General features: G+C 58.1%; 20 protein-coding genes and 1 other RNA gene. 6 read left to right on the top strand and 15 right to left on the bottom strand.

Translation table 11 applies throughout. The features are described from left to right. Nucleotide 1: 1 nt before the first annotated feature. The 10 genes from RBR25_RS04855 to RBR25_RS04810 all read right to left on the bottom strand — a co-directional run bounded on the left by RBR25_RS04855 (nucleotide 2) and on the right by RBR25_RS04810 (nucleotide 11,353). A complete protein-coding gene (locus RBR25_RS04855; RefSeq protein ID WP_432818406.1) occupies nucleotides 2-844 on the bottom strand; it encodes an ABC transporter permease in 843 nt (280 codons plus the stop codon). Nucleotides 845-1,001: 157 nt separating this feature from the next. Next, on the bottom strand, nucleotides 1,002-1,634 hold the full coding sequence (locus RBR25_RS04850) for a hypothetical protein (protein WP_432818405.1): 633 nt from the start codon (nucleotides 1,632-1,634) through the stop codon (nucleotides 1,002-1,004). A gap of 25 nt (nucleotides 1,635-1,659) precedes the next feature. Next, nucleotides 1,660-2,661 (bottom strand): UDP-glucose 4-epimerase GalE, encoded by a 1,002-nt coding sequence (galE, locus tag RBR25_RS04845; protein WP_432818404.1) that lies wholly within the window; start codon nucleotides 2,659-2,661, stop codon nucleotides 1,660-1,662. 22 nt (nucleotides 2,662-2,683) lie between these two features. Next, entirely contained in the window at nucleotides 2,684-4,018 is a 1,335-nt protein-coding gene (locus RBR25_RS04840) for a UDP-glucose dehydrogenase family protein (RefSeq protein ID WP_432818403.1), read from the bottom strand. 42 nt (nucleotides 4,019-4,060) lie between these two features. Then, complete coding sequence (locus RBR25_RS04835) at nucleotides 4,061-5,095, bottom strand: NAD-dependent epimerase (RefSeq protein ID WP_432818402.1); 1,035 nt, start codon at nucleotides 5,093-5,095, stop codon at nucleotides 4,061-4,063. A 50-nt stretch (nucleotides 5,096-5,145) separates the two neighbouring features. Continuing rightward, nucleotides 5,146-5,895 (bottom strand): tyrosine-protein phosphatase, encoded by a 750-nt coding sequence (locus tag RBR25_RS04830; RefSeq protein WP_432818401.1) that lies wholly within the window; start codon nucleotides 5,893-5,895, stop codon nucleotides 5,146-5,148. 32 nt (nucleotides 5,896-5,927) lie between these two features. Next, nucleotides 5,928-6,902, bottom strand: a complete 975-nt coding sequence (locus RBR25_RS04825; protein WP_432818400.1) for an ABC transporter permease — start codon at nucleotides 6,900-6,902, stop codon at nucleotides 5,928-5,930. Between the two features lie 84 nt (nucleotides 6,903-6,986). Continuing rightward, the gene (locus RBR25_RS04820; protein ID WP_432818399.1) at nucleotides 6,987-8,597 is read right to left on the bottom strand and encodes a peptide-binding protein; all 1,611 of its coding nucleotides are present in this window, start codon (nucleotides 8,595-8,597) and stop codon (nucleotides 6,987-6,989) included. A 77-nt stretch (nucleotides 8,598-8,674) separates the two neighbouring features. Continuing rightward, the gene (locus tag RBR25_RS04815; RefSeq protein WP_432818398.1) at nucleotides 8,675-9,349 is read right to left on the bottom strand and encodes a hypothetical protein; all 675 of its coding nucleotides are present in this window, start codon (nucleotides 9,347-9,349) and stop codon (nucleotides 8,675-8,677) included. A 267-nt stretch (nucleotides 9,350-9,616) separates the two neighbouring features. Further along, nucleotides 9,617-11,353 carry a tetratricopeptide repeat protein gene (locus tag RBR25_RS04810; protein ID WP_432818397.1) on the bottom strand — a complete coding sequence of 579 codons (1,737 nt, stop codon included), beginning with the start codon at nucleotides 11,351-11,353 and terminating at the stop codon, nucleotides 9,617-9,619. Nucleotides 11,354-11,589: 236 nt separating this feature from the next. Between RBR25_RS04810 and RBR25_RS04805 the strand changes: the two genes are divergently transcribed. The 5 genes from RBR25_RS04805 to RBR25_RS04785 all read left to right on the top strand — a co-directional run bounded on the left by RBR25_RS04805 (nucleotide 11,590) and on the right by RBR25_RS04785 (nucleotide 17,718). Next, nucleotides 11,590-13,161, top strand: coding sequence for an AAA family ATPase (locus RBR25_RS04805; protein ID WP_432818396.1), 1,572 nt, complete (start codon nucleotides 11,590-11,592; stop codon nucleotides 13,159-13,161). Between the two features lie 134 nt (nucleotides 13,162-13,295). Continuing rightward, the gene (locus tag RBR25_RS04800; RefSeq protein ID WP_432818395.1) at nucleotides 13,296-13,508 is read left to right on the top strand and encodes a hypothetical protein; all 213 of its coding nucleotides are present in this window, start codon (nucleotides 13,296-13,298) and stop codon (nucleotides 13,506-13,508) included. Beyond that, nucleotides 13,505-16,765, top strand: a complete 3,261-nt coding sequence (locus RBR25_RS04795; protein WP_432818394.1) for a SpoIIE family protein phosphatase — start codon at nucleotides 13,505-13,507, stop codon at nucleotides 16,763-16,765. Before RBR25_RS04800 ends, RBR25_RS04795 begins: the two co-directional genes overlap by 4 nt. 127 nt (nucleotides 16,766-16,892) lie before the next feature. Next, nucleotides 16,893-17,228 carry an STAS domain-containing protein gene (locus RBR25_RS04790; protein ID WP_432818393.1) on the top strand — a complete coding sequence of 112 codons (336 nt, stop codon included), beginning with the start codon at nucleotides 16,893-16,895 and terminating at the stop codon, nucleotides 17,226-17,228. Nucleotides 17,229-17,295: 67 nt separating this feature from the next. Then, nucleotides 17,296-17,718 (top strand): ATP-binding protein, encoded by a 423-nt coding sequence (locus RBR25_RS04785; RefSeq protein WP_432818392.1) that lies wholly within the window; start codon nucleotides 17,296-17,298, stop codon nucleotides 17,716-17,718. Nucleotides 17,719-17,748: 30 nt separating this feature from the next. Here RBR25_RS04785 and RBR25_RS04780 read toward each other — a convergent pair whose 3' ends face one another. The 3 genes from RBR25_RS04780 to RBR25_RS04770 are packed head-to-tail and all read right to left on the bottom strand — an operon-like array spanning nucleotide 17,749 to nucleotide 20,172. Continuing rightward, entirely contained in the window at nucleotides 17,749-18,390 is a 642-nt protein-coding gene (locus tag RBR25_RS04780) for an HAD family hydrolase (RefSeq protein ID WP_432818391.1), read from the bottom strand. Next, a complete protein-coding gene (gene lgt, locus RBR25_RS04775) occupies nucleotides 18,387-19,175 on the bottom strand; it encodes a prolipoprotein diacylglyceryl transferase (RefSeq protein WP_432818390.1) in 789 nt (262 codons plus the stop codon). Before lgt ends, RBR25_RS04780 begins: the two co-directional genes overlap by 4 nt. A 10-nt stretch (nucleotides 19,176-19,185) precedes the next feature. Then, nucleotides 19,186-20,172, bottom strand: a complete 987-nt coding sequence (locus tag RBR25_RS04770; protein WP_432818389.1) for an RluA family pseudouridine synthase — start codon at nucleotides 20,170-20,172, stop codon at nucleotides 19,186-19,188. A gap of 128 nt (nucleotides 20,173-20,300) precedes the next feature. Here RBR25_RS04770 and ssrS point away from each other — a divergent pair. Continuing rightward, a non-coding RNA gene (gene ssrS / locus RBR25_RS04765) (6S RNA) lies at nucleotides 20,301-20,482 on the top strand. 200 nt (nucleotides 20,483-20,682) lie between these two features. Here ssrS and RBR25_RS04760 read toward each other — a convergent pair. Both RBR25_RS04760 and RBR25_RS04755 read right to left on the bottom strand, forming a co-directional pair. Beyond that, on the bottom strand, nucleotides 20,683-20,979 hold the full coding sequence (locus tag RBR25_RS04760) for a PaaI family thioesterase (RefSeq protein WP_432818388.1): 297 nt from the start codon (nucleotides 20,977-20,979) through the stop codon (nucleotides 20,683-20,685). Nucleotides 20,980-21,094: 115 nt separating this feature from the next. Continuing rightward, nucleotides 21,095-21,373 (bottom strand): integration host factor subunit beta, encoded by a 279-nt coding sequence (locus RBR25_RS04755; RefSeq protein ID WP_432818387.1) that lies wholly within the window; start codon nucleotides 21,371-21,373, stop codon nucleotides 21,095-21,097. Between the last annotated feature and the right edge of the window lie 5 nt (nucleotides 21,374-21,378).

The raw sequence follows: 21,378 nt of genomic DNA, 5'->3' as shown, positions 1-21,378 counted from the left end.
GTCACTCCCGGATGCGCGGGTCGAGGGCGTCGCGAATCCCCTCCCCCAAGAGATTGTAGCCAAGCACGGTGATCAGAATCGCCAGACCTGGAAAGGCCGAAAGCCACCAGGCGGTGCCGAGGGTCTGCTTGCCGGCGATGAGCATGTTTCCCCAAGAAGGGGTCGGCGGTTGCACGCCGATGCCGAGAAAGGAGAGCGCGCTTTCGGTGAGGATCGCCCCGGCCACGCCGAGGGTAGCGGAGACCAGCACCGGCGACAGGGCGTTGGGCAGAATGTGCCGAAAAATCAGTCGCCCATCGGAAGCGCCCAGCGCCCTAGCCGCCAAGACGAAATCCCGCTCCCGCAGGGAAAGGAATTCGGCCCGCACCAGACGCGCCACCCCCATCCAACCGGTGAGTCCGATGATGATCATAATGTTCCAAATCGACGGTTCGAGAAAGGCGATGACCGCGAGGATCAGGAAGAAGGTGGGGAAACAGAGCATGATGTCGACGAAGCGCATGAGCAGGCCGTCGACCCAGCGCCCATAGTAACCGGCGAGGGCACCGAGGACGATGCCGATGAGGCTGGCGATGCCGACGGCGACGAAACCGACCAGCAGCGAAATGCGCGCCCCGTAGAGAATGCGCGCGAGCACATCGCGACCGAGATCGTCGGTGCCTAGGGGATAACGGAAGGAAGGCGGTTGCAGACGCCGGGAGATGTCAATGGCGCCGGGATCCCCCGCCAGGATCGGCGCGAGAACAGCCAGCAAAAACATGACGGCAACGATTGCCGCGCCGACCAGGGCCATGCGGTTGCCGCGCAGGCGGGAAAGAAAATTTGAATGAAACAACATCGGCATGATTTATATCCGGTAAAAGCGGTTCTGAAATTCTATACTCACGCCCCTTCGCTACACTCACTCAAGACGCCAAGACGCTAACAGATCAAAACCATCAAAATATTTGATTTTCTTGTTTATCTTGGAGCCTTTGCGTCTTTGCGTGAGAAAAGATTTTCTATTTCAATTCCTTAACCTCGCTTGCGGAAAGCAGGCCCTTTTTCACCAGCAGAGCAAGGAGCCGATCGAAACGCTCCTCCAGGCTTTGGCCGCCGCCTGGCTGATTTCCCGAAAAACGGAAAGGGTCGATGTCGGGCAGCGGCGGGTTGACCGGCGGATCATCGAGAGTCTTCACGGCCACCGGACGTTTCTGGTAACAGCGCTTGATCGCCGTGCGGATCGCCTCTTCCGTCGCCAGGGCCGGGCGCACCCGGCAACCGGTGGCGAACTGCAGGGCGTCGATGACGATCAGATTGGTTGGGTTGGACATGGCCACAAGGAGGTAAACCGTGCCGCTCAACTCCTTGCGATCCACGGGGATGACCGTGTATTCAAGGGCCTTTTCCACCGGCAACAGGGCCAGCAACTCGGGCGCGACGGTGAGGCACGACAGGTCGATGCGGGTCAGGTTGAGTTGCTCGGCGAGAAACTGCAGCAGATCCTCTTCGCCGATATAGCCGAGTTTGATCAGCGAGGTGCCGATCTGCCCACCCCAGTGGCGCTGATAAGACAGGGCTGAATTCAGCTGAAACTCGTCGATTTTCCCCGCCTTGACAAGCATATCGCCCAGACGCATGGTTTTTCGGCTCATGGTTCCCCCCCTTGCAAGGCTGTGATTATGCCTGCCTGCCGACCTGGCCGGAGTGCAGTTTCAATTCCCAGTTCCAGGCCGTTTCGATGATGTATTCGAGATGATCGTAACGGGGGGTCCAGCCGAGCCCGTTGCGGATACGCATGCTTTCGGCGGTCAGCGCCGGGGGATCCCCCGCGCGCCGAGGCGCCTGTTCCACCGGGAAATCCCGGCCGGTCACCCTGCGCACCATGTCGATTACCTCCTGCACCGAATAACCGTGTCCGTAACCGCAGTTGAAAACCTCGCTGCCGCCGCCTTCGAGAAGATAGTCCAGGGCCGCGACATGGGCCGAAGCGAGATCCACCACATGGATGTAGTCGCGGATGCAGGTGCCGTCAGGAGTCTCGTAATCGGTGCCGAAAACCTGAAGCTTCTCATACTGCCCCAGGGCGGTTTTGAGGGCGCGGGTAATGAGATGGGTCGGGTTCTTGTAGGCCTGGCCGATGCGCCCCTCGGGATCGGCGCCGGCGACGTTGAAGTAGCGCAGGGCTACATAACGAAATTCCGGGTCGGCGACAGCCAGATCGGCGAGAATGCGTTCGGTCATCATTTTCGAGGCACCGTAGGGATTGATCGGCAACAGCGGCGCCGTCTCGTCCACGGGGATCCGCTCGGGGATACCGTAGACCGCCGCCGTCGAGGAAAAGATGAAGCGCCCGACCCCTTCCCGGCGCAACGTCTGGAGCAGGCCAAGGGCGTTCACGGTGTTGTTTTCGTAATACTTGAGAGGATTGGCCACGCTCTCGGCTACCTCGATGCCGGCGGCGAAATGCAGCACGGCGTCCGGAGAGAAATTCCGTACCGTCGCCGCCAGTTTATCGCGATCGGCGAGATCCCCTTCGACCAGATCGCCATGAAGCACCGCCCAGCGATTACCCGTCGAAAGGTTGTCGTAGGTCAGCACCCGATAGCCCTCTTCGCCCAGGGCTTTCACTACATGACTGCCGATATAGCCGGCGCCGCCGGTCACCAGAATATTAGACATGAACATCCTCCCTTGAAGTCGATCAACGACGGCCGATGCCGCGGTAAACAAAACCCTGCGCCTTGACATAGCCCGGATCGTACTGGTTGCGGCCGTCGAAAATCACCGGCTGCTTCATCCGCCCTATCATGGCGGCAAAGTCGGGATGGCGGAAGGGCTTCCACTCGGTCACCAGGGCCAGGGCATCCGCCCCGTCCAGGGCCGCGTACTGGGTCTCCGCCAGTTGCAGACGCCCCGACTGAAACCAGGAGCCTGGCAGTTCCCGGCGGGCCGACGCCATCGCCTCAGGATCGTAGGCCGTCACCTTGGCGCCGGCGGCGAGGAGCTTTTCCAGCAAAACCAGGGACGGCGCCTCGCGCATGTCGTCGGTTCCCGGCTTGAAGGCCAGCCCCCAGACGGCGATCGTCAAACCGGGCAGATCGGCGCCGAAGTGGTCACGGATCTTCTCAAAAAGCACCTGTTTCTGCATCTCGTTGCGGCGGTGGACCGATTGCAGGATGAGCGGCTCAATCCCCTCCCCTTCGGCCACATGGATCAGCGCCTTGACATCCTTGGGGAAACAGGAACCGCCGTAACCGCAGCCGGGATAGATGAAGGAATAGCCGATACGACTATCCGAGCCGATTCCCCGCCGCACCTTCTCTACGTCGACGCCGAGCTGGTCACAGAGCCGAGCGATTTCGTTCATGAAGGAAATTTTCGTGGCGAGCATGGCGTTGGCCGTGTATTTGGTCATCTCGGCGTCGCGCACCCCCATTTCAAGAATGCGGTCGTGGTTGCGACTGAAGTCGGCGTAGAGCACCCGCATGATTTCCAGGGCGCGGGGGCTGTCGCTGCCGATGATGACCCGATCCGGGCGCATAAAGTCGTTGACCGCCGCCCCTTCCTTGAGAAACTCGGGATTGCTCACCACGTCGAAAGGGAGATCCACGCCGCGCCGGACCAGTTCCTCGGCGACGGCTTGACGCACCCGATCCGCCGTCCCCACCGGCACAGTCGACTTGTCGACGATAACAGCGTAATCGCGCAGATGGCGGCCGATCTCCCGGGCCACCGCCAGCACATACTGGAGATCGGCTGAGCCGTCCTCGCCGGGCGGGGTGCCGACGGCGATAAAATAGACGGCGGAGTCGGCCATGGCCTCAAGGAGCGAGGTGGTGAAAGACAACCGTCCGTCCTTGACATTGGAACGGACCAGGTTTTCGAGACCCGGTTCGAAGATGGGGATCTCCCCCTCGCGAAGACGGGCGATCTTGGCTTCATCCACATCGACGCAGGTCACCCGGTGGCCCATTTCGGCGAAACAGGTGCCGGTAACCAGCCCGACGTAACCGGTGCCGATAACGGTCAGATTCATCGCGTCGAAGCTCCTTATTCATCCCTGGGGCGGGGGTTCCGGTTACAGCCGATAAAACTCGCGATACCACTCGACGAAACGACCGACACCCACGGCAATGGGAGTCGCTGGTTTGAAACCGACATCGGCGGTCAGGGCTTCAACATCGGCATAGGTCGCGGGCACATCGCCGGGCTGGATCGGCAACAGGTTCTTCTCGGCCCGCTTGTCGAGAGCTTTTTCCAGGGTTTCAATGAGGTCCATCAGCTCGACGGGATTGTTGTTGCCGATATTGTAGAGACGGTAGGGAGCGGCGCTGGTGCCGGGATCGGGCAAATCGCCGTTCCAGTCGGGATTGGCCGGAGCGATGCGGTCGGTTACCCGCATTACCCCTTCGACAATGTCGTCGATATAGGTAAAGTCCCGACGCATCCGGCCGTAATTGTAAACATCGATGGAACGCCCTTCGAGAATTGCCCGAGTAAAGAGAAAGAGCGCCATGTCCGGCCGTCCCCAGGGACCATAGACGGTGAAGAAACGCAGTCCGGTGCAGGGCAGTCCGTAGAGATGGGCGTAGGTGTGAGCCATCAGTTCATTGGCCTTCTTGGTCGCGGCGTAGAGAGAGACAGGATGGTCAACGTTGTCATGCACCGAAAAGGGCATACGGGTATTGGCCCCGTACACCGAGGAGGAGGAGGCATAGACCAGATGCTTGACGCCGTGATGCCTGCAACCTTCAAGGATGTTGACGAAGCCGACCAGGTTGCTGTCCACGTAGGCGTGGGGATTTTCCAGGGAATAACGCACCCCGGCCTGGGCGGCAAGATTGACCACCTTGTCGAATCCTTCGGCAGCAAAGAGCGCCGCGATACCCTTGCGATCGGCGAGATCGCGCCGGACAAAGCGAAAATTGGCCTGTCCTTCAAGCTGCTTCAGGCGCGCTTGCTTGAGGGAAACATCGTAATAATCATTGAGATTATCGAGGCCGACGACTTGGTCGCCGCGAGCGAGGAGCCGTTGGCAGAGATGGAAACCGATGAAGCCGGCGGCGCCGGTCACAAGGATCTTCGTCGGGGGCAGCGTATTGGCAGAATGCATGGGACCCATCCTTCGAATTCTTCAGTGAATTTTTATAAAAAATCAGCCTATTAGGACAAAATACGCGCGGCGGAAAGAAGTTCCGTCGCCTGTTCCGAGCGCTCATGGAGTCGCCGGAGACCCGTATCGATCATCTCCTCCAGCCCGTGCCGGGGATGGGAATCGCTGCCGAGACAGCTGTAAAGCCCGGCCCGCAAAAAAGCCCAGGCGCGCTTCTCCACGTCCTTGCCGTAATGACCGGCGAAACTTCCCAGGTTGCCCTGAAAAAGGCAACCCATCCGTTGCAGTTCATCGAGAAGTTCCCCGGAAGCACCGGCCCGGCCCCTCCCCAGCAGCCGAGACAACAGGTGCCGCGCTCCCCCCTGTCCCGGCGGGGCAAGCAGACCCCAGCGTTCGGGATGAGCCAGCAGGGGAACATAGCCCCGCGCCACCACCTTACGCAGGTTCTCCAGCACCAATCCCGCTTCCGCCCAGGTCGGGGCTTCCACCAGCAGCAGCCGGCTGTCGCCCAGAAGCTGGGGGCGTTCCAGACTGGCGGGGAAATGGCTGTCAAGATAATATTCCATTCCCGGCTTGAGGCGAAGTCGTATACCTTCGCGCACCAAGGCCTGTTGCAGTTCCGCAAGACGCTCGCCGACGATGGCCGGGGTGTTTTCATAGAGTCCGTGAATGCAATGGGGGGTGCAATGCACCTCGACAAAACCGAACCCTTCAAGAATCCGGGCCATAGGCAGGGATTCCTCCAGGGTTTTCGGACCGTCGTCAATCCCGGGCAACAGATGGCAATGACAGTCGATCAATACAGATCCTCGCGGTGGGGGAAGGTTCCCGATCAGGCTTTGCGGATACGGGGATCGGCGAGGGCATAACCAAGGTCGGCGAGCAGATTGCCGATCAGGGTCAGCACCGCGCCGATAACCAGAATCCCCATGATCAACGGATAATCACGCATCATCACCCCGTCGTAGAAAAGCTTGCCCATGCCGGGGATGGCGAAAATCGTCTCGAAAATGACGCTGCCGCCGATCAAACCGGGAACGGAGAGACCGAGAATGGTGATCACCGGCAACAGGGCATTGCGCAGGGCGTGGCGATAGATCACCGCCCGCTCCGACAGCCCCTTGGCACGAGCAGTGAGGATGTAATCCTGGCGAATCACTTCGAGCATGTTCGAGCGCATGTAGCGGGAAAAACCCGCCAGCCCGCCAAAGGCTGAAACCAGTACGGGCAACACCAGATGGTGGGCCATATCAAGAAGCTTCCCGCCCCAGCTCAGATAATCGTAGCCCAGCGACTTGAGACCGACCACCGGGAAGATCCCGAGGCGCACACCGAACTGATCCATGAGCAGCAGCGCCAGCCAGAAGGAGGGGGTGGCAAAACCGATGAAGACGAAGAGGGTCGTCGCCCGGTCAAAGAAAGAATTGCGCCGCGTTGCCGAAAGAATGCCGATGGGAATCGCTGTCGCCAGGATCGCAGCGATAGAGAGTACATTGATGAAAATGGTGATGGGCAGACGTTCAAGAATTTTTTCCAGCACCGAACGGTTATCCTGGGCGAAGGATTCACCGAAATCGAGCCGGGCCAGACGCGCCAGCCAACGCCCGTACTGGACGGGCAAGGGCTGGTCGAGTCCATACTGGGCACGCAGGCGCTCTTGCAGTTCGGCGCTCGCCTGGGGATTCATCTGGGTCTGCAGGTCGGTCGGTTCCCCCGGCGCCAGATGAATGACGACGAAGGAGATGAGGGTGATGCCAATGAGCAAGGGGATCATCAGCAGCAGTCGGCGCACCAGATAGCGGATCATGCCGGACCTCGCCCACCGTCACAATGAATTCCAGGAAATATATTCAAAATCATCCAATTAAGCATTGTTTCCTCGTGCGGATGCTCATTTCAGATATTTCTGTTCTTCTTCCGGCACGTACCACTTGATGAAGTTATGACGGATGCCGGCCGGGGACGGTTCCACCCCCCGGAACCGACGCGCCACCACCGGCAGAGCATCGGACACATAGAGAAAGGTATAGGGTTGCTCCTCGGCGAGCACCTCCTGAAAACGATCATAGATGACCTTGCGCTCGGCCTGATCGAAAGTCCGCCGACCACGCTCCAGAAGATCATCCACCTCGGCGTGGTTGAATCCGATGAAATTGAGTTCCCGGGGGCCGGTCTTGCTCGAATGCCAGATGTTGTACTGATCCGGCTCCGGCCCCCCGGTCCAACCGAGAATGGTGGCGTCGAAATTGCCGGGATTGATGAACTCCTTGAGAAAAGAAGCCCACTCGATGACCCGGATCTTGACTTCGATGCCGATCTCCTGCAAACGTCGCTGAATGATTTCGGCGCTCTTCACCCGCAGATCGTTCCCCTGGTTGGTGACAATGGTGAAGGAAAACCTGTGTCCTTCCCTGTCCAGAACTCCGTCGCCGTCCGTATCCCGCCAGCCTGCCTCGGCGAGCAGTTCCCGGGCTCGGGCGGGATCGTAGGGATAACGTTTTACCTGCGGATTGTAGACCCAAGTGTCGGGTTTGTAGGGCCCGGTCGCCGCCTGTCCCAACCCGAGCAGCACCCCGTCGATGATCTCCTGCTTGTCGATAGCGTGGGCGATGGCCTGGCGTACCCGCTTGTCCTGAAAGAGCGGGCGTTTGAGATTATAACCGAGATAACTGTAACCGAAGGCCAGATAGCGGTATTTGTTGAAACGTCGCTTGAAGGCCAGGGTGTCGGTCTGGGTCTGGTACTGAATGGGCGTCAGACCCATGAAATCGAGACCGCCCGATTGCAGTTCAAGGAACTGGGTGGAAAGATCGGGGATGACGCGATAGAGCACTCGACGGATATAGGGCGACCCTTCGAAATAGTCGGGATTGGCCTCCAAGACCAGGGACTCCCCCGGCTTCCAGTCGACAAAACGGTACGGTCCGGTGCCAACGGGTTTGCGGGACAGGGGGCTTTTGGTAATCTCCGTCCCGACCAGCAGATGTCGGGGGAGGATCGATACCCCCCAGCTGGCCAGGGCCGGAGCGTAGGGTTTATCGTAGGTGACTTTAAAAATATAGGGATCGGGCGCCTCGGCCCGCGCCACTTGGCGATAGGATTCGGCATAGGCCGTCGGGGTTTTGGGATCCGTATAAAGCTGATAGGTATAAAGGACGTCCGCCGAGGTAAAAGGCGCGCCGTCGTGCCAGCGGACATTCTTGCGCAAATGGAAGGTGATGGTCAGGTTGTCCTCGGAAATCTTCCAGGATTCAGCCAGTTCTCCTTCAAGATTGAGATTTTTATCGTAACGGATGAGGCCGTTGTAGACCAAGGCGCTGATGTCCGCAGAAGCCGAGTCGGAAGCCAGCACCGGCAGAAGATTGCTCGGCTCACCGATGGACGCCTCGATGAAGGTATCGCCGGAAACAGGAAGGGTCGGAGTCTCCCCTTCGAGAAGAAGGGGCTCCCGATCACGGCACCCGGCAAAGAGCAGCAGACAGCACAGAAAAAATAAACGCATAAATCTCCACGAGGCGCTCGCCCCGCTGCTGACAGTTTGGGTTCGATAAGCAACAATCATGAGCGAGACGATCAAATCTATTCGGGAATGGGAACTTCCTCGTACCCGGGAGGCGTAGCGAGCAGAAAAAGGTCCGTTTTCGGCGAAATATTGGTTTCCAGTTCTGAAAAGAGCAGGGACGCCCGGGCCTGGTGGCCGGGCATATCCAGGGAGGCGGAACGGGGAAAAGAGTCGGCCGCGGCAGAAAAACTATCGTAACGAACCCGCAAGGTCAACTCCTCCCCTTCATAATAGAGCGCCTCCTGCAACTGTTCCGCCGGACTGAAATAGAGCTCCTGACGTCGAAGATCGCCGTCGCGCATTTCGAGAAGTCTCCGCCCGTCGACAATCCGGTAAGCCTGGCGTTGGTCATGGGGAATGACCGGCACCTCATAGAGAATGAACCGAACCAGATCATCAAGATAGAGGGGAACCCGGGTGAATCGCTGCAGGTTGCGGGAAGTCGCTTCCCCCCGGAACATCCGCCCTTCCCCCGGAACCATGACCGCCAACTGCACACCGTCCGTCGCCATAAGCAGCAAGGGAAAGCCGAAACCGAAGGGGTTGAGGGTCTCGGCGCGAAAACGGTCGGGCTTCTCCACCACCAGCGCCTGGCTGACGGTCGCGTCCTTCCCCTGCCAGAAAACCTGAACCTTAGCCAAACCGCGCAGGGAGTGATAACGGCGGCCGGTTTCCTGAACTTTTTCCCACAAACGGAGGGCTTCCTCGGAGGGAAGCAGGGTGCGGGCCGGCGGGAGTGTCGGACGAACACAGCCCGAAAGCGTCACAACCAGAAACAACAGCGAAAAAACGAGGCTTTTCAGAAAACTCTTCAACAAAATAAACCGATCGTAAACGAGGCTCGCACCGGACTGGCGATCCGCCGCGAAGCATGAATGATTTGAGACGGAACATGGAGAGATCAACCTTCGCCAAGGCGATTCAAAAGCAGCAGAGGAAAGGGGCGCTTTTCCGCGCGCTCAGGGCGAAAGAGCGTCGAGCTTGCCGGGGACCGTGCGGTTCTCGGGATCGAGTTCCAACACTCTGAGATAGGTGCGACGGGCCTTGTCCCGCAACTTCAGGGCGCGATAAACATCCCCCAGATGTTCCTGCACCACTGGGTCGTCAGGCATGAGAAGAGCGGCCCGCTCCAGTTCCGTGCGGGCCTCGACATAGCGTCCGAGCTTGAAATAGACCCAGCCCAACGTGTCGAGGACATGCCCTTCGGGTTTGAGTTCGAGAGCCCGGCTCGCCAAATCGAGAGCTTCCTCCAGAAAAATCCCCTCTTCCGCATAGATATAGGCGAGAAAATTCAGGGCTTCGGCATGTTCGGGATCGATGTCGATGACCTGGCGCATGGCGGCGATGGCCTTATCACGATTTTCCCCACGTTCATGAATCACCCCCAGTTGATAGAGCAGAGCGGCATCGTCAGGAAAAACCCGCAACCCCCGTTCCAAAACCCGTAACGCTTCCGAAATCTTTCCTTGATCCTCGTACAGGGCGGAGAGGAAGGTGAAAAGCTCGGGGCGGCTTCCCTGCTTGCCGAGAAGCTGCTCGATGATGTCGATCGCCTCGTCGGAGCGTTCCAGGCGGTGCAGCAGGTACCCCCGATGGGCCATGGCCTCAGCGTAAAACTCGGAAGTTTCCGGAATCGACGAAAATTCCCGCAAGGCATCGGCAAAGCGCTCCGCCCGCTCAAGAGCACTGGCCAGATAGAACCGCGCCTGATGAAGATCGGGGCGTTGCCGGAGCATTTCCTCGAAGGTATCGATCGCCGCCGGCCAGTTTTCCGTCTCCAGATAAATTAAACCGAGCTTACGCCGCGCCTCCAGATCGTCGGGGCGTAGGCGAAGAATCTCGTCGAGTTCCCGCCGGGCCTGGGTATAGTCCTGGCGCACGATGAAAAACCGCGCCAGATGATGGCGCATGGGCAAATTTTCGGGATCGCGGGCAAGGAACGTCCGATAGATTTCCAGAGCCGCGTCGGAATCTCCCTCCTGCTCGTAGAGGCCGCCCAACTCGAAATAGGCAAGTTCATTTTCCGGATCCTGTTCAAGCAATTTCCGGTAGATATCGATCGCCCAGCCGGTGAGTTCCATTTCCTGATAGAGCCGTGCCAGCGTCACCGAACCGCGCACCGAATCGGGATGGGTCTGCAGGTAATTCTTGAGGACGGTCACTGCCTGCTCCAGATCGTCGTTGCGGGCGTAGGCCACGGCCAGCAGCAGGGGAGCCTCCTCATGGTCCGGAACGAGTTCCACAACCCGGCGGAAGGACTGAATGGCCCTTTCATTGTTATCGGCATGAAAGAGAAGATTGCCGAGCATAAAATGGGCCTCGGCAAAATCCGGGTCCTGGATGACGGCATCCTCGGCGGCGCGCAGGGCCTGTTCCGTCTCCCCGGAAAACAGGTATTGATCGGCCAGGGCGAGGCGCAGATAGGCATCGTGGGGATCAAGCTTGATCGCTTGGCGCAGCAGGTCCAGCGCGCCTTCGGAATCCCCCTCCAAGGCGCGCAGCCGGGACTCGATGTAAAGCGCGCCGGCGGCACCGTCGGCACGTTCGGTCACGACCGGCTGGGGCGTGGTCGACGGAGTCTCGGATTCGCCGAGAGTTTCGGGCAGAACCGATCCGGAACAGGCATAGGCGACGAAAATGTGAGTGAGAAGTAAGATCGCTTGGACAGATCGAAACAGAGAACGGAAGCGGATCAAGGGAGGGCATCCATGACAGAGGGAAAACACATGAAAATAAAATCGTTTTTACGATGAAGCGAGAACCTTCATTCAACCATCAAAAAACTAGCATACCCGCTATCCAGCGTCAATTCTTTTACCATGCACCAGAACCCCTTTACAATCCCCGCAATCCTGATATGTTTTACGTAAATTCAATATCTTACAAATTACATTCAGGATCAGTGACGACGCTTTCTCCCGCTGGAGCCACCATGTATCACTCGGCCTTGCATCGGACCATGCTCGACAGCTCATTTTACCCCGGAGAAGTGGGGCCGGTGGAATTTCAGGAAACGCACATCTCCCGCCTCTACTTCACCCGTGACCATGTCTACAAGCTGAAAAAACCGGTGAATTTCCAGTTTCTCGATTTCACCACCCTGGAGAAACGACATTTTTACTGTTTGGAAGAACTGCGCCTCAACCGGCGTCTCTGCCCCGACACCTATCTGGATGTACTGGAAATTCGCCGGTGGAATGAGCGGTTTTATCTGGGATCGGAGTGCCCGGGAGAAATCGTCGATTATCTGCTGCACATGAAACGCCTTCCAGCAGAGCGCATGCTCTGCCACCTTCTGGCGGCAAACGACCCTGCCCTGCCCAGGGAAATGACGCGCCTGGGCCGACATCTGGCCGCCTGGCATCGCGCCCAACCGCCGGTCAACGGCGATATCCACGCAGATCTAGCACGCATTCAGCAAAACTGGGAAGAAAACCTGCAACAAAGCGCCCCCCTGGCCCATCGGCTCCTCACCGAGGACGCCCAGCGCCTGATGGAGGAACGGGTAAAACGCTTTCTCTCCGAACAGGCCCCCTTGCTCATAAACCGCCAGGCCAATGGCCAGGTCATTGACGGGCACGGCGATCTCCACGCCGAACATATCTGCCTGACCGAACCGATCCGCATTTACGACTGCATCGAATTCAACGATCGCTTTCGCCTCGCTGATCGCCTCGCCGATCTCGCCTTCCTGCTGATGGATCTGGACTATCGTGGCCGTCGGGATCTTTCGCAAAAGCTGCGACAAGCCTACGACGAGACCTGGGGCGCCGATGCCGACGCGCCGCGCCTGCTCAGCTTCTACAAAAGCTATCGGGCCTGGGTTCGCGGCAAGGTACTCGGCTTCCTGGCCGAGGATCCCGAAGCCGACGACGCTGTCCGCGCCGACGCCGTGCTCCGGGGACAGCGCTATTTCAGCCTGGCCCTCGGCTATCTCTGCGCTCCCGTGCTGATTCTTACCTGCGGCCTGATGGGAGCGGGAAAATCGGTACTCGCCACGGAGCTGGCCGCGGCACTGGGTGCCGAACATCTGCGCAGCGACGAAGTGCGCAAAGAGCTGGTCGGACTTTCCCCTCTGACCCGAAATCTCGAAGCCTTTGGTGAAGGCCTGTACAGTCGCCGAGCGACGGAGGATACCTACGGCGCACTGGCCGAGCGTGCCGAAAGCCTGCTCGCCGGCGGACGCACGGTGATTGTCGATGCCTCCTTCGCGGAACAAGAGCGTCGGGAGGCTTTCCGGAAACTGGCCCGGCGCGGAGGGCGGCCCTGCATGATCCTCTGGATGCACTGTCCCGACGATCTGCTGCTTGAACGCCTACGCCGGCGGCGCGGCGACGCTTCGGACGGACGACCGGAACTGCTGGAAGCGCAGAAAAGGGTTTTTCAGTCGCCGCAGCATGAAAGGGGTGTCTTGCCGGTCGACACCCGGCAGGAAGTTGCCTATAATGTGCAGCGGATCATTTGCCGCTTGGCCACCCAGGACATTCCGAAGGAGCAGCCATGAAGAGGGCGCCCTCCCCTCCTGCGCACAATGAAGGCTCCGGCCCCTCCGCGCCGGTGACTGAAGGACGGCCGTCCCCGCCGCCACAACCCCAGGCGTGTGGGCAAACCGCGTCAATTCAGTTCAAGGAAGCGTGGGTGATCTTCTTCATCCTCGGCATCATCATAATCAACTTTCCTTTCATTCACATCTTCAACCGGGACGTTACGCTCTTCGGCATCCCCTTGCTGGTGCTCTATTTTCTTCTCGGCTGGCCCCTTTCCATCCTAGTAATCTACCTTTTTACCCGTCGCGTTTCCAGCGGGACCAAGGAACTTCCAGAAACCGGGGAAGGAAGCGGCGTCGAATGATTCCCGTCGAGATCATCACCATTATCTCCTTGCTCTACTTCGGACTGCTCTTCGCCGTCGCCTACTATGCCGACAAGCGCCGTGAAGAGGGACGCAGCATCATTTCGAACGCCAACATCTACGCCCTTTCCCTCTCCGTCTATCTGACTTCCTGGACTTTCTACGGGAGCGTCGGCCGAGCCGCCACCAGCGGACTCGACTTTCTACCCGTTTATATCGGGCCGACCCTGATCGCCTTCAGCTGGTGTTTCCTGCTGCGCAAAATGGTGACTATCAGCAAGGAACACAATATCGTCAGTATCGCCGACTTCCTCTCCAGCCGCTATGGCAAATCCCCCGCTCTCGGGGCGGTGGTGACCATTTTCACCGTTCTTGCCATCATGCCGTATATCGCCCTGCAGCTCAAGGCGGTCTCCCGCACCTTCGATCTCCTCGCAGCCCCCCAACTCTCCCTGACTCACCATATCCAGGCACTTCTCCCCTGGATTCCACCGTTCATCGATACGGCCTTCGTTGTCGCTCTCTTTCTCGGCCTCTTCGGCGTCCTCTTCGGCGCCCGCCACCTGGATGCCACAGAACGGCATGAAGGGATGGTGGCCGCCATCGCCCTCGAGTCCCTGATCAAGCTAGTCGCCTTCTTCAGCGTCGGCCTCTTTGTCACCTACGGCATGTTTGACGGCTTCGCCGACATCTTCGCCCGCTTCAACGCCGAATTCCCCGAACGCAGCTACCTTTACATGCTGGGGCATGAAGCGGTCCCCTATGCCAAATGGTTCACCATGACCTTCATTTCCATGATGGCCTTCATGTTCCTGCCCCGGCAGTTTCATATCATGGTGATCGAGAACTCCAGCGAAGCGCATATCAAGAGTGCCATGTGGCGCTTCCCCACCTACATGTTTCTGATGAATCTCTTCGTCATCCCCATCTCCCTCGGAGGACTGCTGCTCAACGGCGGCGACATAACCCAGGCCGATTATTTCGTCATCGACATCCCCTACAAGGCCGGTCATCCCTGGCTTTCGCTGCTGGTCTTCATCGGCGGTTTCTCCGCCGCCGCCGGCATGGTCATGGTCTCTTCCGTCGCTCTCTCGACCATGATTCTCAACCATTTGTTCATGCCGATCATTCTCCGGTTGAAGATCAATATCCAAGATCTCTCAGTCCTGCTCATCAACATCAAGCGTTTCGGTATCCTCAGCGTCATTTTTCTCGGATACGCTTTCTATCTGGTCATCGCCGACTCGTCCGCACTGGTCAATATGGGGCTGATCTCTTTTGTCGGCGCCACCCAGTTCGCCCCGGCCATGATCGGCGGACTCTACTGGAAACGGGCCACCCGCCGCGGCGCCCTCTGGGGACTGATCCTCGGCTTCATCGTCTGGTTTTACACCCTAATGATCCCTTTTTTCGCCCAATCCGGATGGATCGCCCAGAATATCATCGAGCAGGGACTGTTCGGCATCACCCTGCTGCGCCCGCTGGAACTCTTCGGTCTGGCCGGTTTCGATATCTGGACCCACGCCCTTTTCTGGACCATGTTTTTCAACCTCGGAGCCTTTTTGACCTTCTCCCTGTTCGGCCATCCCGATACCCGGGAGAAGGAACAGGCCGTTAAATTCGTCGATGCCCTCGTTCCGGCAACCGAGCCCGCGCAACGGAAACGCATCAGCAGAGCCCCGACGATTATTGAATTCGTCGAACTGATGTCAAAATTCATCGGCGAAAAACAAGCGCATACGGCCATCGCCGAATATCTCGGGAATCGCGAGATTGATGAAAAGGGAAGCCTCTCCGAATACGAAATCCCCAACCTGAAACGTTTTACCGAACGAACCTTGGCCGGTTCGGTCGGCGCCGCGCCGGCGCGCATCATCATCGAAAACTATCTGGAGACCCGCGGCAGCCACATGGAGGATGTCTTCGACATCTTCGGCACGGTCACCCTTAGCCGCACCGCCAGTCGCGAACAGCTCAGCGTTCTTTACGAAGCGGCGCGGGTCGTGGCCAGCGGCGCCGACATTCAGGACATCTTCGACAATATTCTCGATCTGATGCAGCAGCAGTTCAAATTTGACCTGTGCGTAATCCGGATCCTCGACCCGGCAACCAACCTTCTCACGGTGCGCAGTCAGCGGGGGATGAGTTCAGACCATCTCGGTGCCGCCGAGCGTGAGCTGAACACGAATACCTATATCGGCGAAACCTTTCTCGGCAACCGGGTCACCGTTGTCAACGATACGGATGTTCTCGATAAACCCCAGACCGCGCATATCATTCACCGCGAAGGCATCCTCTCCTTCGCCCATGCCCCCATCGTGATCGAAGGGCAACCGATCGGCGTTCTTTCCGCCTTAAGCAAGTCGTCGAAAGGCATTTTTACCAGTGAGTTTATCGAACTTTTCAAGAGCCTTGCCGGTCAGGTGGGAGTCGCCTGGCGCAATGCCCATCAAACCGAAAAACTCATCGCCGCCAAAGAGCATGAGCGGGAACTTCAGATCGCCAAAACCATTCAACTCAGCCTTCTCCCCCGCACCGTCCCGGCCATCCCCGGCCTGACACTGGCCGGGATCTGCGTCCCCGCACGCCAGGTCGGCGGCGATTACTACGACTTCCTTCACCACGGAGACGGCACCCTGGATCTGGTCATCGCCGACGTTTCCGGGCACAATGTCGGCGCTGCCCTGATCATGGCGGAAACCCGCACCTTCATCCAGGCCAAAGCGAAAAATCTCGCCAGCGCCGCCGGAGTGATGAAAGCCTTGAACGAGTTCTTTTATCAGGATCTGACCGGAGCCGAGCTTTTCATCACCATGTTCTACCTCAAATACGATATCGACAGCGGACGCTTCACCTACGCCAGCGCCGGGCACAACCCCCCCATCATTCTCCGCCAGGGCAACCGGTCCTGTGAGCGCCTGGATGCCGAAGGTTTGATTCTCGGCATTAAAACCCAGGTGGAGTTCGAAGAGAAGACCGCCTTTTTGACTCCTGGAGACCTCCTGCTGCTCTATACCGACGGTATCATCGAGGCCGAAAATCCCCAGGGGGAACTCTTTGGCGATGAACGACTGTGCAGCCTGCTGCACGAATTGCAGCCGGAATCTCCGCAAAAGATCATCGATACCCTACTCGCGCAGGTTCGCATCTACACCGGCATGCCGAATTTCCAGGACGATGTCTCCCTGGTCGTCATGAAGGCCACCGCGCTCGACGCCCCCATCCCGGTGTGGGAAGAAGCGAAAACTCAAGCATGACACTCGCTGCCGGCTATGTTAAGATTGAAAAAAGGAACTCGTAACGATTCAGGGGGGATAGAGGAAAACAGGCAAGACGCTTAGCGCGGAAGAAGATTTTATCCAGTCACTAGGAGGTCAACTAGACATGATGCTGAATATCGTGGAAAAAGAGGCGGTCATCCTGATCGAGGTCAAGGAAGAACGTCTGGATGCGCACAACAGCGGCGAACTGAAAAGCCAGATGCTGAGCCTCTTCGAGGAAGGCAAAAACAATATCGTGGTGGCGCTCCACGATGTGCGTTTCGTTGACTCCTCGGGGCTGGGGGCGCTGGTTTCGGGCTTCAAGAATGCCAGCGCCCGTAACGGCAATCTCAAACTGTGCGGCCTCCAGACCCAAGTCAAGTCGATGTTTGAACTGACCCGTCTGCACCGGGTGTTCGAGATCTTTCCCGACACCGCCGAAGCCCTGGCCAGTTTCTGAATCAAGGCCCGCCCCCCGGGGGTCAACCGGCCCCTGGGGGACTTAGCCGCCATTTACCGAGGATTTTATGAACGAAAAGATCGAGGTGGACATCAAGGTTCCCAACCAGACCCGCTACCTGGGATTGATCGGCAAGATCGGCGAGGATATCGCCCGCACCTTGAAAAAATATCATGGGGACCGCGAGGAACTGGCCTATCACCTCAATCTGGTTTTGACCGAAGCGATGGCTAATGCCATCTGCCACGCCAACGAAGGCGATCCCGACAAGGAAGTCCATATCGCCATCACCTTTGCCGACCGCGTTCTCAACATCAAGGTCTACGACCAGGGGCAGGGATTCGACGTCAACTCTCTTCCCGTTCCCGACTTCCAGAATCTGGAAGATCATGGCCGAGGAATCTATATCATCCGCACCTTGATGGACCGGGTCACTTATGAGAAGCATGACTATGGCAATGTGCTGGAGATGCAGAAAACCCTGACCTGAACCTCGGTCCCCAATACCAGCCCCCTCCCCCTAAGCTCCCGGCACCCCTTCCCGGCCTAGCACCAGCCGTACCACATCGGCATGATGGCGCACGTGGATATCGGCTCCGATCTCTTCCTTATACGAGACAAAAGGGATACCCGCCGCCGCGGCGGCTTCCCTATCCAGTTCGGAATCACCGACAAAAAGCAGATCCTCCGGTCGTTGCCCTAACTGCTCCGCCGCCAGCAGCAACATGTCCGGAAAAGGTTTGGGGCGCAGAACATCGCGACTCGTTACCACCACGCTGAAATAATCGCCGAGATTGAAGTGACGCAGGATTTCCGGCATGCTCGTCCGGCGATTGGTGGCCACCGCCAGCGGCAGACGCCGTGCCAGGATCGCGAGAGCGTCGACCATACCCGGTTCGGGTTCCATGTATGGAATGAACTGACGATAGTCCACCGTCGCGGCGTAGGCCAAGGCCTCTGTGACCCGCTCGGAACCGAGGAGAACCTCGAAAACTCGGGGGCTGGCGGCCGTATGGCAGAGATGGGCGCGCACTTGATCCTCGGGATGAACCCGGGGCTCGCCGAAATAGTCCTGAACCCGATTATAATAGGCGAGATTGGCCTGGCGACTTTCGAACAGCACCCCGTCGCAGTCGTAGACAATACCCTTGAAGCCGCTCATTGTCGCCCTTTCCTTTTCAGAACCACAATCAAACCGATGCCCCCGAAAAATATCATCGGCAGACAAAGAAGCTGTCCCATGGTCGCTCCACCCCAAAGAAAACCGAGGTGGGCGTCGGGCTGCCGGAAAAATTCCAGAACGAAACGAATCGCACCGTAAGCGAAAAAGAAACTGAAGAAGACTACGCCGTGCGGCACCTTCAGGCGATGTAGTCCATAGAGGAGCAGAAAGAGCAGAGGGCCCTCCCCCACCGCTTCGTAGAGTTGACTGGGGTGGCGGGGATCAAGACCGGCGTCGGGGAAAACCATCCCCCAAGGGTGACTGGTGACACGTCCCCACAGTTCACCATTGATGAAGTTTCCGACCCGGCCAAGGCCAAGACCGACGGGGGCGGCGGTCACTAGGATATCCCCCACCAGAAACGTCGGCAGACACCGGCGTCTACAGTAAATCAGAGCGGCGACAACCACGCCGAGAAGTCCGCCGTGGAAACTCATCCCTCCTTCCCATACCGAAAATACCTCTAGGGGATGTCGGAAGTAATAAGCGAAATTGTAAAAGAGGGTATAGCCCAGGCGGCCGCCGAGAATGACGCCGAGAACCCCATAGAAGAGGAGATCGGAGAGTTGATCCGGGGAAAGATCCAGATTCCGCCGCTGGGCAAGATGACGGATCACGAAATAAGCGCCGATAAAACCGAGCAGATACATCAACCCGTACCAACGAACCGCCAGTGGGCCGACTTGGAAGATCACCGGATCAATCTGGGGGAAAACGGCGTTCATGGTGAATCCTTTAGGCATTTCGTGAGAGGAAGGGATTGTTTAAGGAACAGGCGTTTACACCATCATTGAGGTGATCGACAAGCGCCTGAAAATCCGCGGACAGCGGCGCCTCAACCGTAATCTCATGCCGATCCACGGGGTGAACAAGGCTGAGTCGAAGGCTGTGCAGCATCTGCCGAAGAATCTTCTGCCCGGCAAATATTGTGGGCCCGCCGTAGCGCTGATCCCCAAGAAGGGGATGCCCCGCCTCAGAAAGATGGGCGCGAATCTGGTGGGAACGGCCGGTCAATAGGTCGATTTCGAGCAGGGAGACCCCCTCCCACTCCCGCACGACCCGATAGCGGGTAACGGCCTCCTTCCCCCCCTTTGAGACCGAACGCACCAGGTTTGAAGCGCGATTGCGAGCAAGCAGGGAACGGAATTCTCCACAAGAGGCGGGCATGGTTCCGGCGACTAGGGCGAGGTAGGTCTTCTTCGCCGCCCGTTCGGCGATAGCCTGGGTCAGCCCACTATGGGCCTGCCGGTGGATGGAGAAGAGCAGCACCCCCGAAGTATCCCGGTCGAGACGCTGGGCCATGCCGATCTCGGGAATGTCCTTGGGCCGATAAGGATCATGAAGATAGCGCAGCAGAGCCTCATAGAGAGTTCCCCGATATCGGGCCGGGGTCGGTTGGGTATCGACTCCCGCCGGCTTGTTGACCGCGATCAAGAAGCGGTCGCGATAGAGGATATCGCCATCCCGAAGTTCGAATGGATCAAGGGGGAGACCGTCGACATAGACCTCGACCCCCTCTCCCGCATGAACGGGATGAGCACACTTGCGTATGCGCCGCCCGCCGACATGGACGCCGCCGAGATCAACGAGCTTTCGCACCAGCGTTCGGGAGAGTTCATCGGAACAGAAAGCCAGATACTGATCAAGACGCAGACCCTCGTCCTTTGGGGAAGGCAGATAACGATGGATTTTACGCTGAAAGAAATTCTTGGGCACGGTCATGGCGAGATGTTTTAAAATAGATCGACACATCGTGAAAAATAACAGCAGAATAGTGTTTGGAATATTTTCATTGACAAAGAATAAGCCCCTGCTAATATATAAACGTAGCTTTTCGGTAAGCCCCTTGTTTATCTCTAGGGTGAGCGAAACAGCGTTTTGAGCTATTGACCAACATTAGCAGAATGAGGTTTCCGGTCAAAGTCGCGGTGAGCCTGCCCGTCAAGGAATGGGACGCCTGAAGCGGCTTTCAGGAGACCACGATGGGTCTCAGGTCGAGACTTCAAAACCTTGTCGCCACCCCGGAACTTACCATGTCAACCGGCGTAAAACCCAAGTCCCTCGAGCAACGGTTGAAGACGATCCTGAAAGATGTATCCGTGTCCCACCCCCGATTCCGGGAACAGACGGAACATTGAGTAGAGTCCCTTCCCCGTCACGCCGCCAGGTTGAGCAATGACGCCCCGTCCAATTCGGACGGGGCGTCATTGCTTCAGAAGCCGGATACCAAGGTCAACAGTCAAGAACATGACCCGGCAGGACAAAGCAGGTAAAACTCCCTTCGAAAACGGGACGGTCGGTACTGACCGTACACCTGACCTGGCGCTTTTTCCCCGATTCGCCGATGACCTCAGCCTTCGCCAGCATGGTTTCGCCAAGCGTTACCGGGGCAAGAAACTTGACTTCCGCCGCGCCCAGAACCACATGGGGATCATTGACCGCCAGCATGGCGGCATAATCGGCCAGACCGAAAGTGAAACCGCCATGCACAAGCCCCCGATCATCGGCGACCATTTCCGGACGGGCCACCAAACGGACCTCTGCCCGTCCTTGCGTTAGAACAAGAGGTTCTCCGACCCACTCGGAGGAGACAAGCTGGTGTGTTTGCGACTGAATCATGTGAATATCCGGGAAGATATGAAGGTTAACGATTGACCCGCTCGCGCAGTTCCTTGCCCGTTTTGAAAAAAGGGGTCTTTTTATTAGGGATACAAACGATTTCACCGCTTTTGGGATTTCTCGCCTCGCGGGCATCCCGCTCACGGACGGTGAAGGAACCAAAGCCTCGAATTTCGACCCGGTCACCGGAAACCAGGGCATCACCGATACTATCGAATATGGTATTGACGATCAACTCGGCCTCTTTCTTGTTGACTGTGCCACTGACCGTGGTCAAGCGCTCGATTAACTCGCTTTTGGTCATAAAAG

Source organism: Trichloromonas sp., from assembly GCF_034006665.1.
Taxonomy (GTDB): Bacteria; Desulfobacterota; Desulfuromonadia; order Desulfuromonadales; family Trichloromonadaceae; genus Trichloromonas.
Note: the sequence above shows the minus strand (reverse complement) of the source record. Positions and strands in the feature narration are given on the sequence as shown.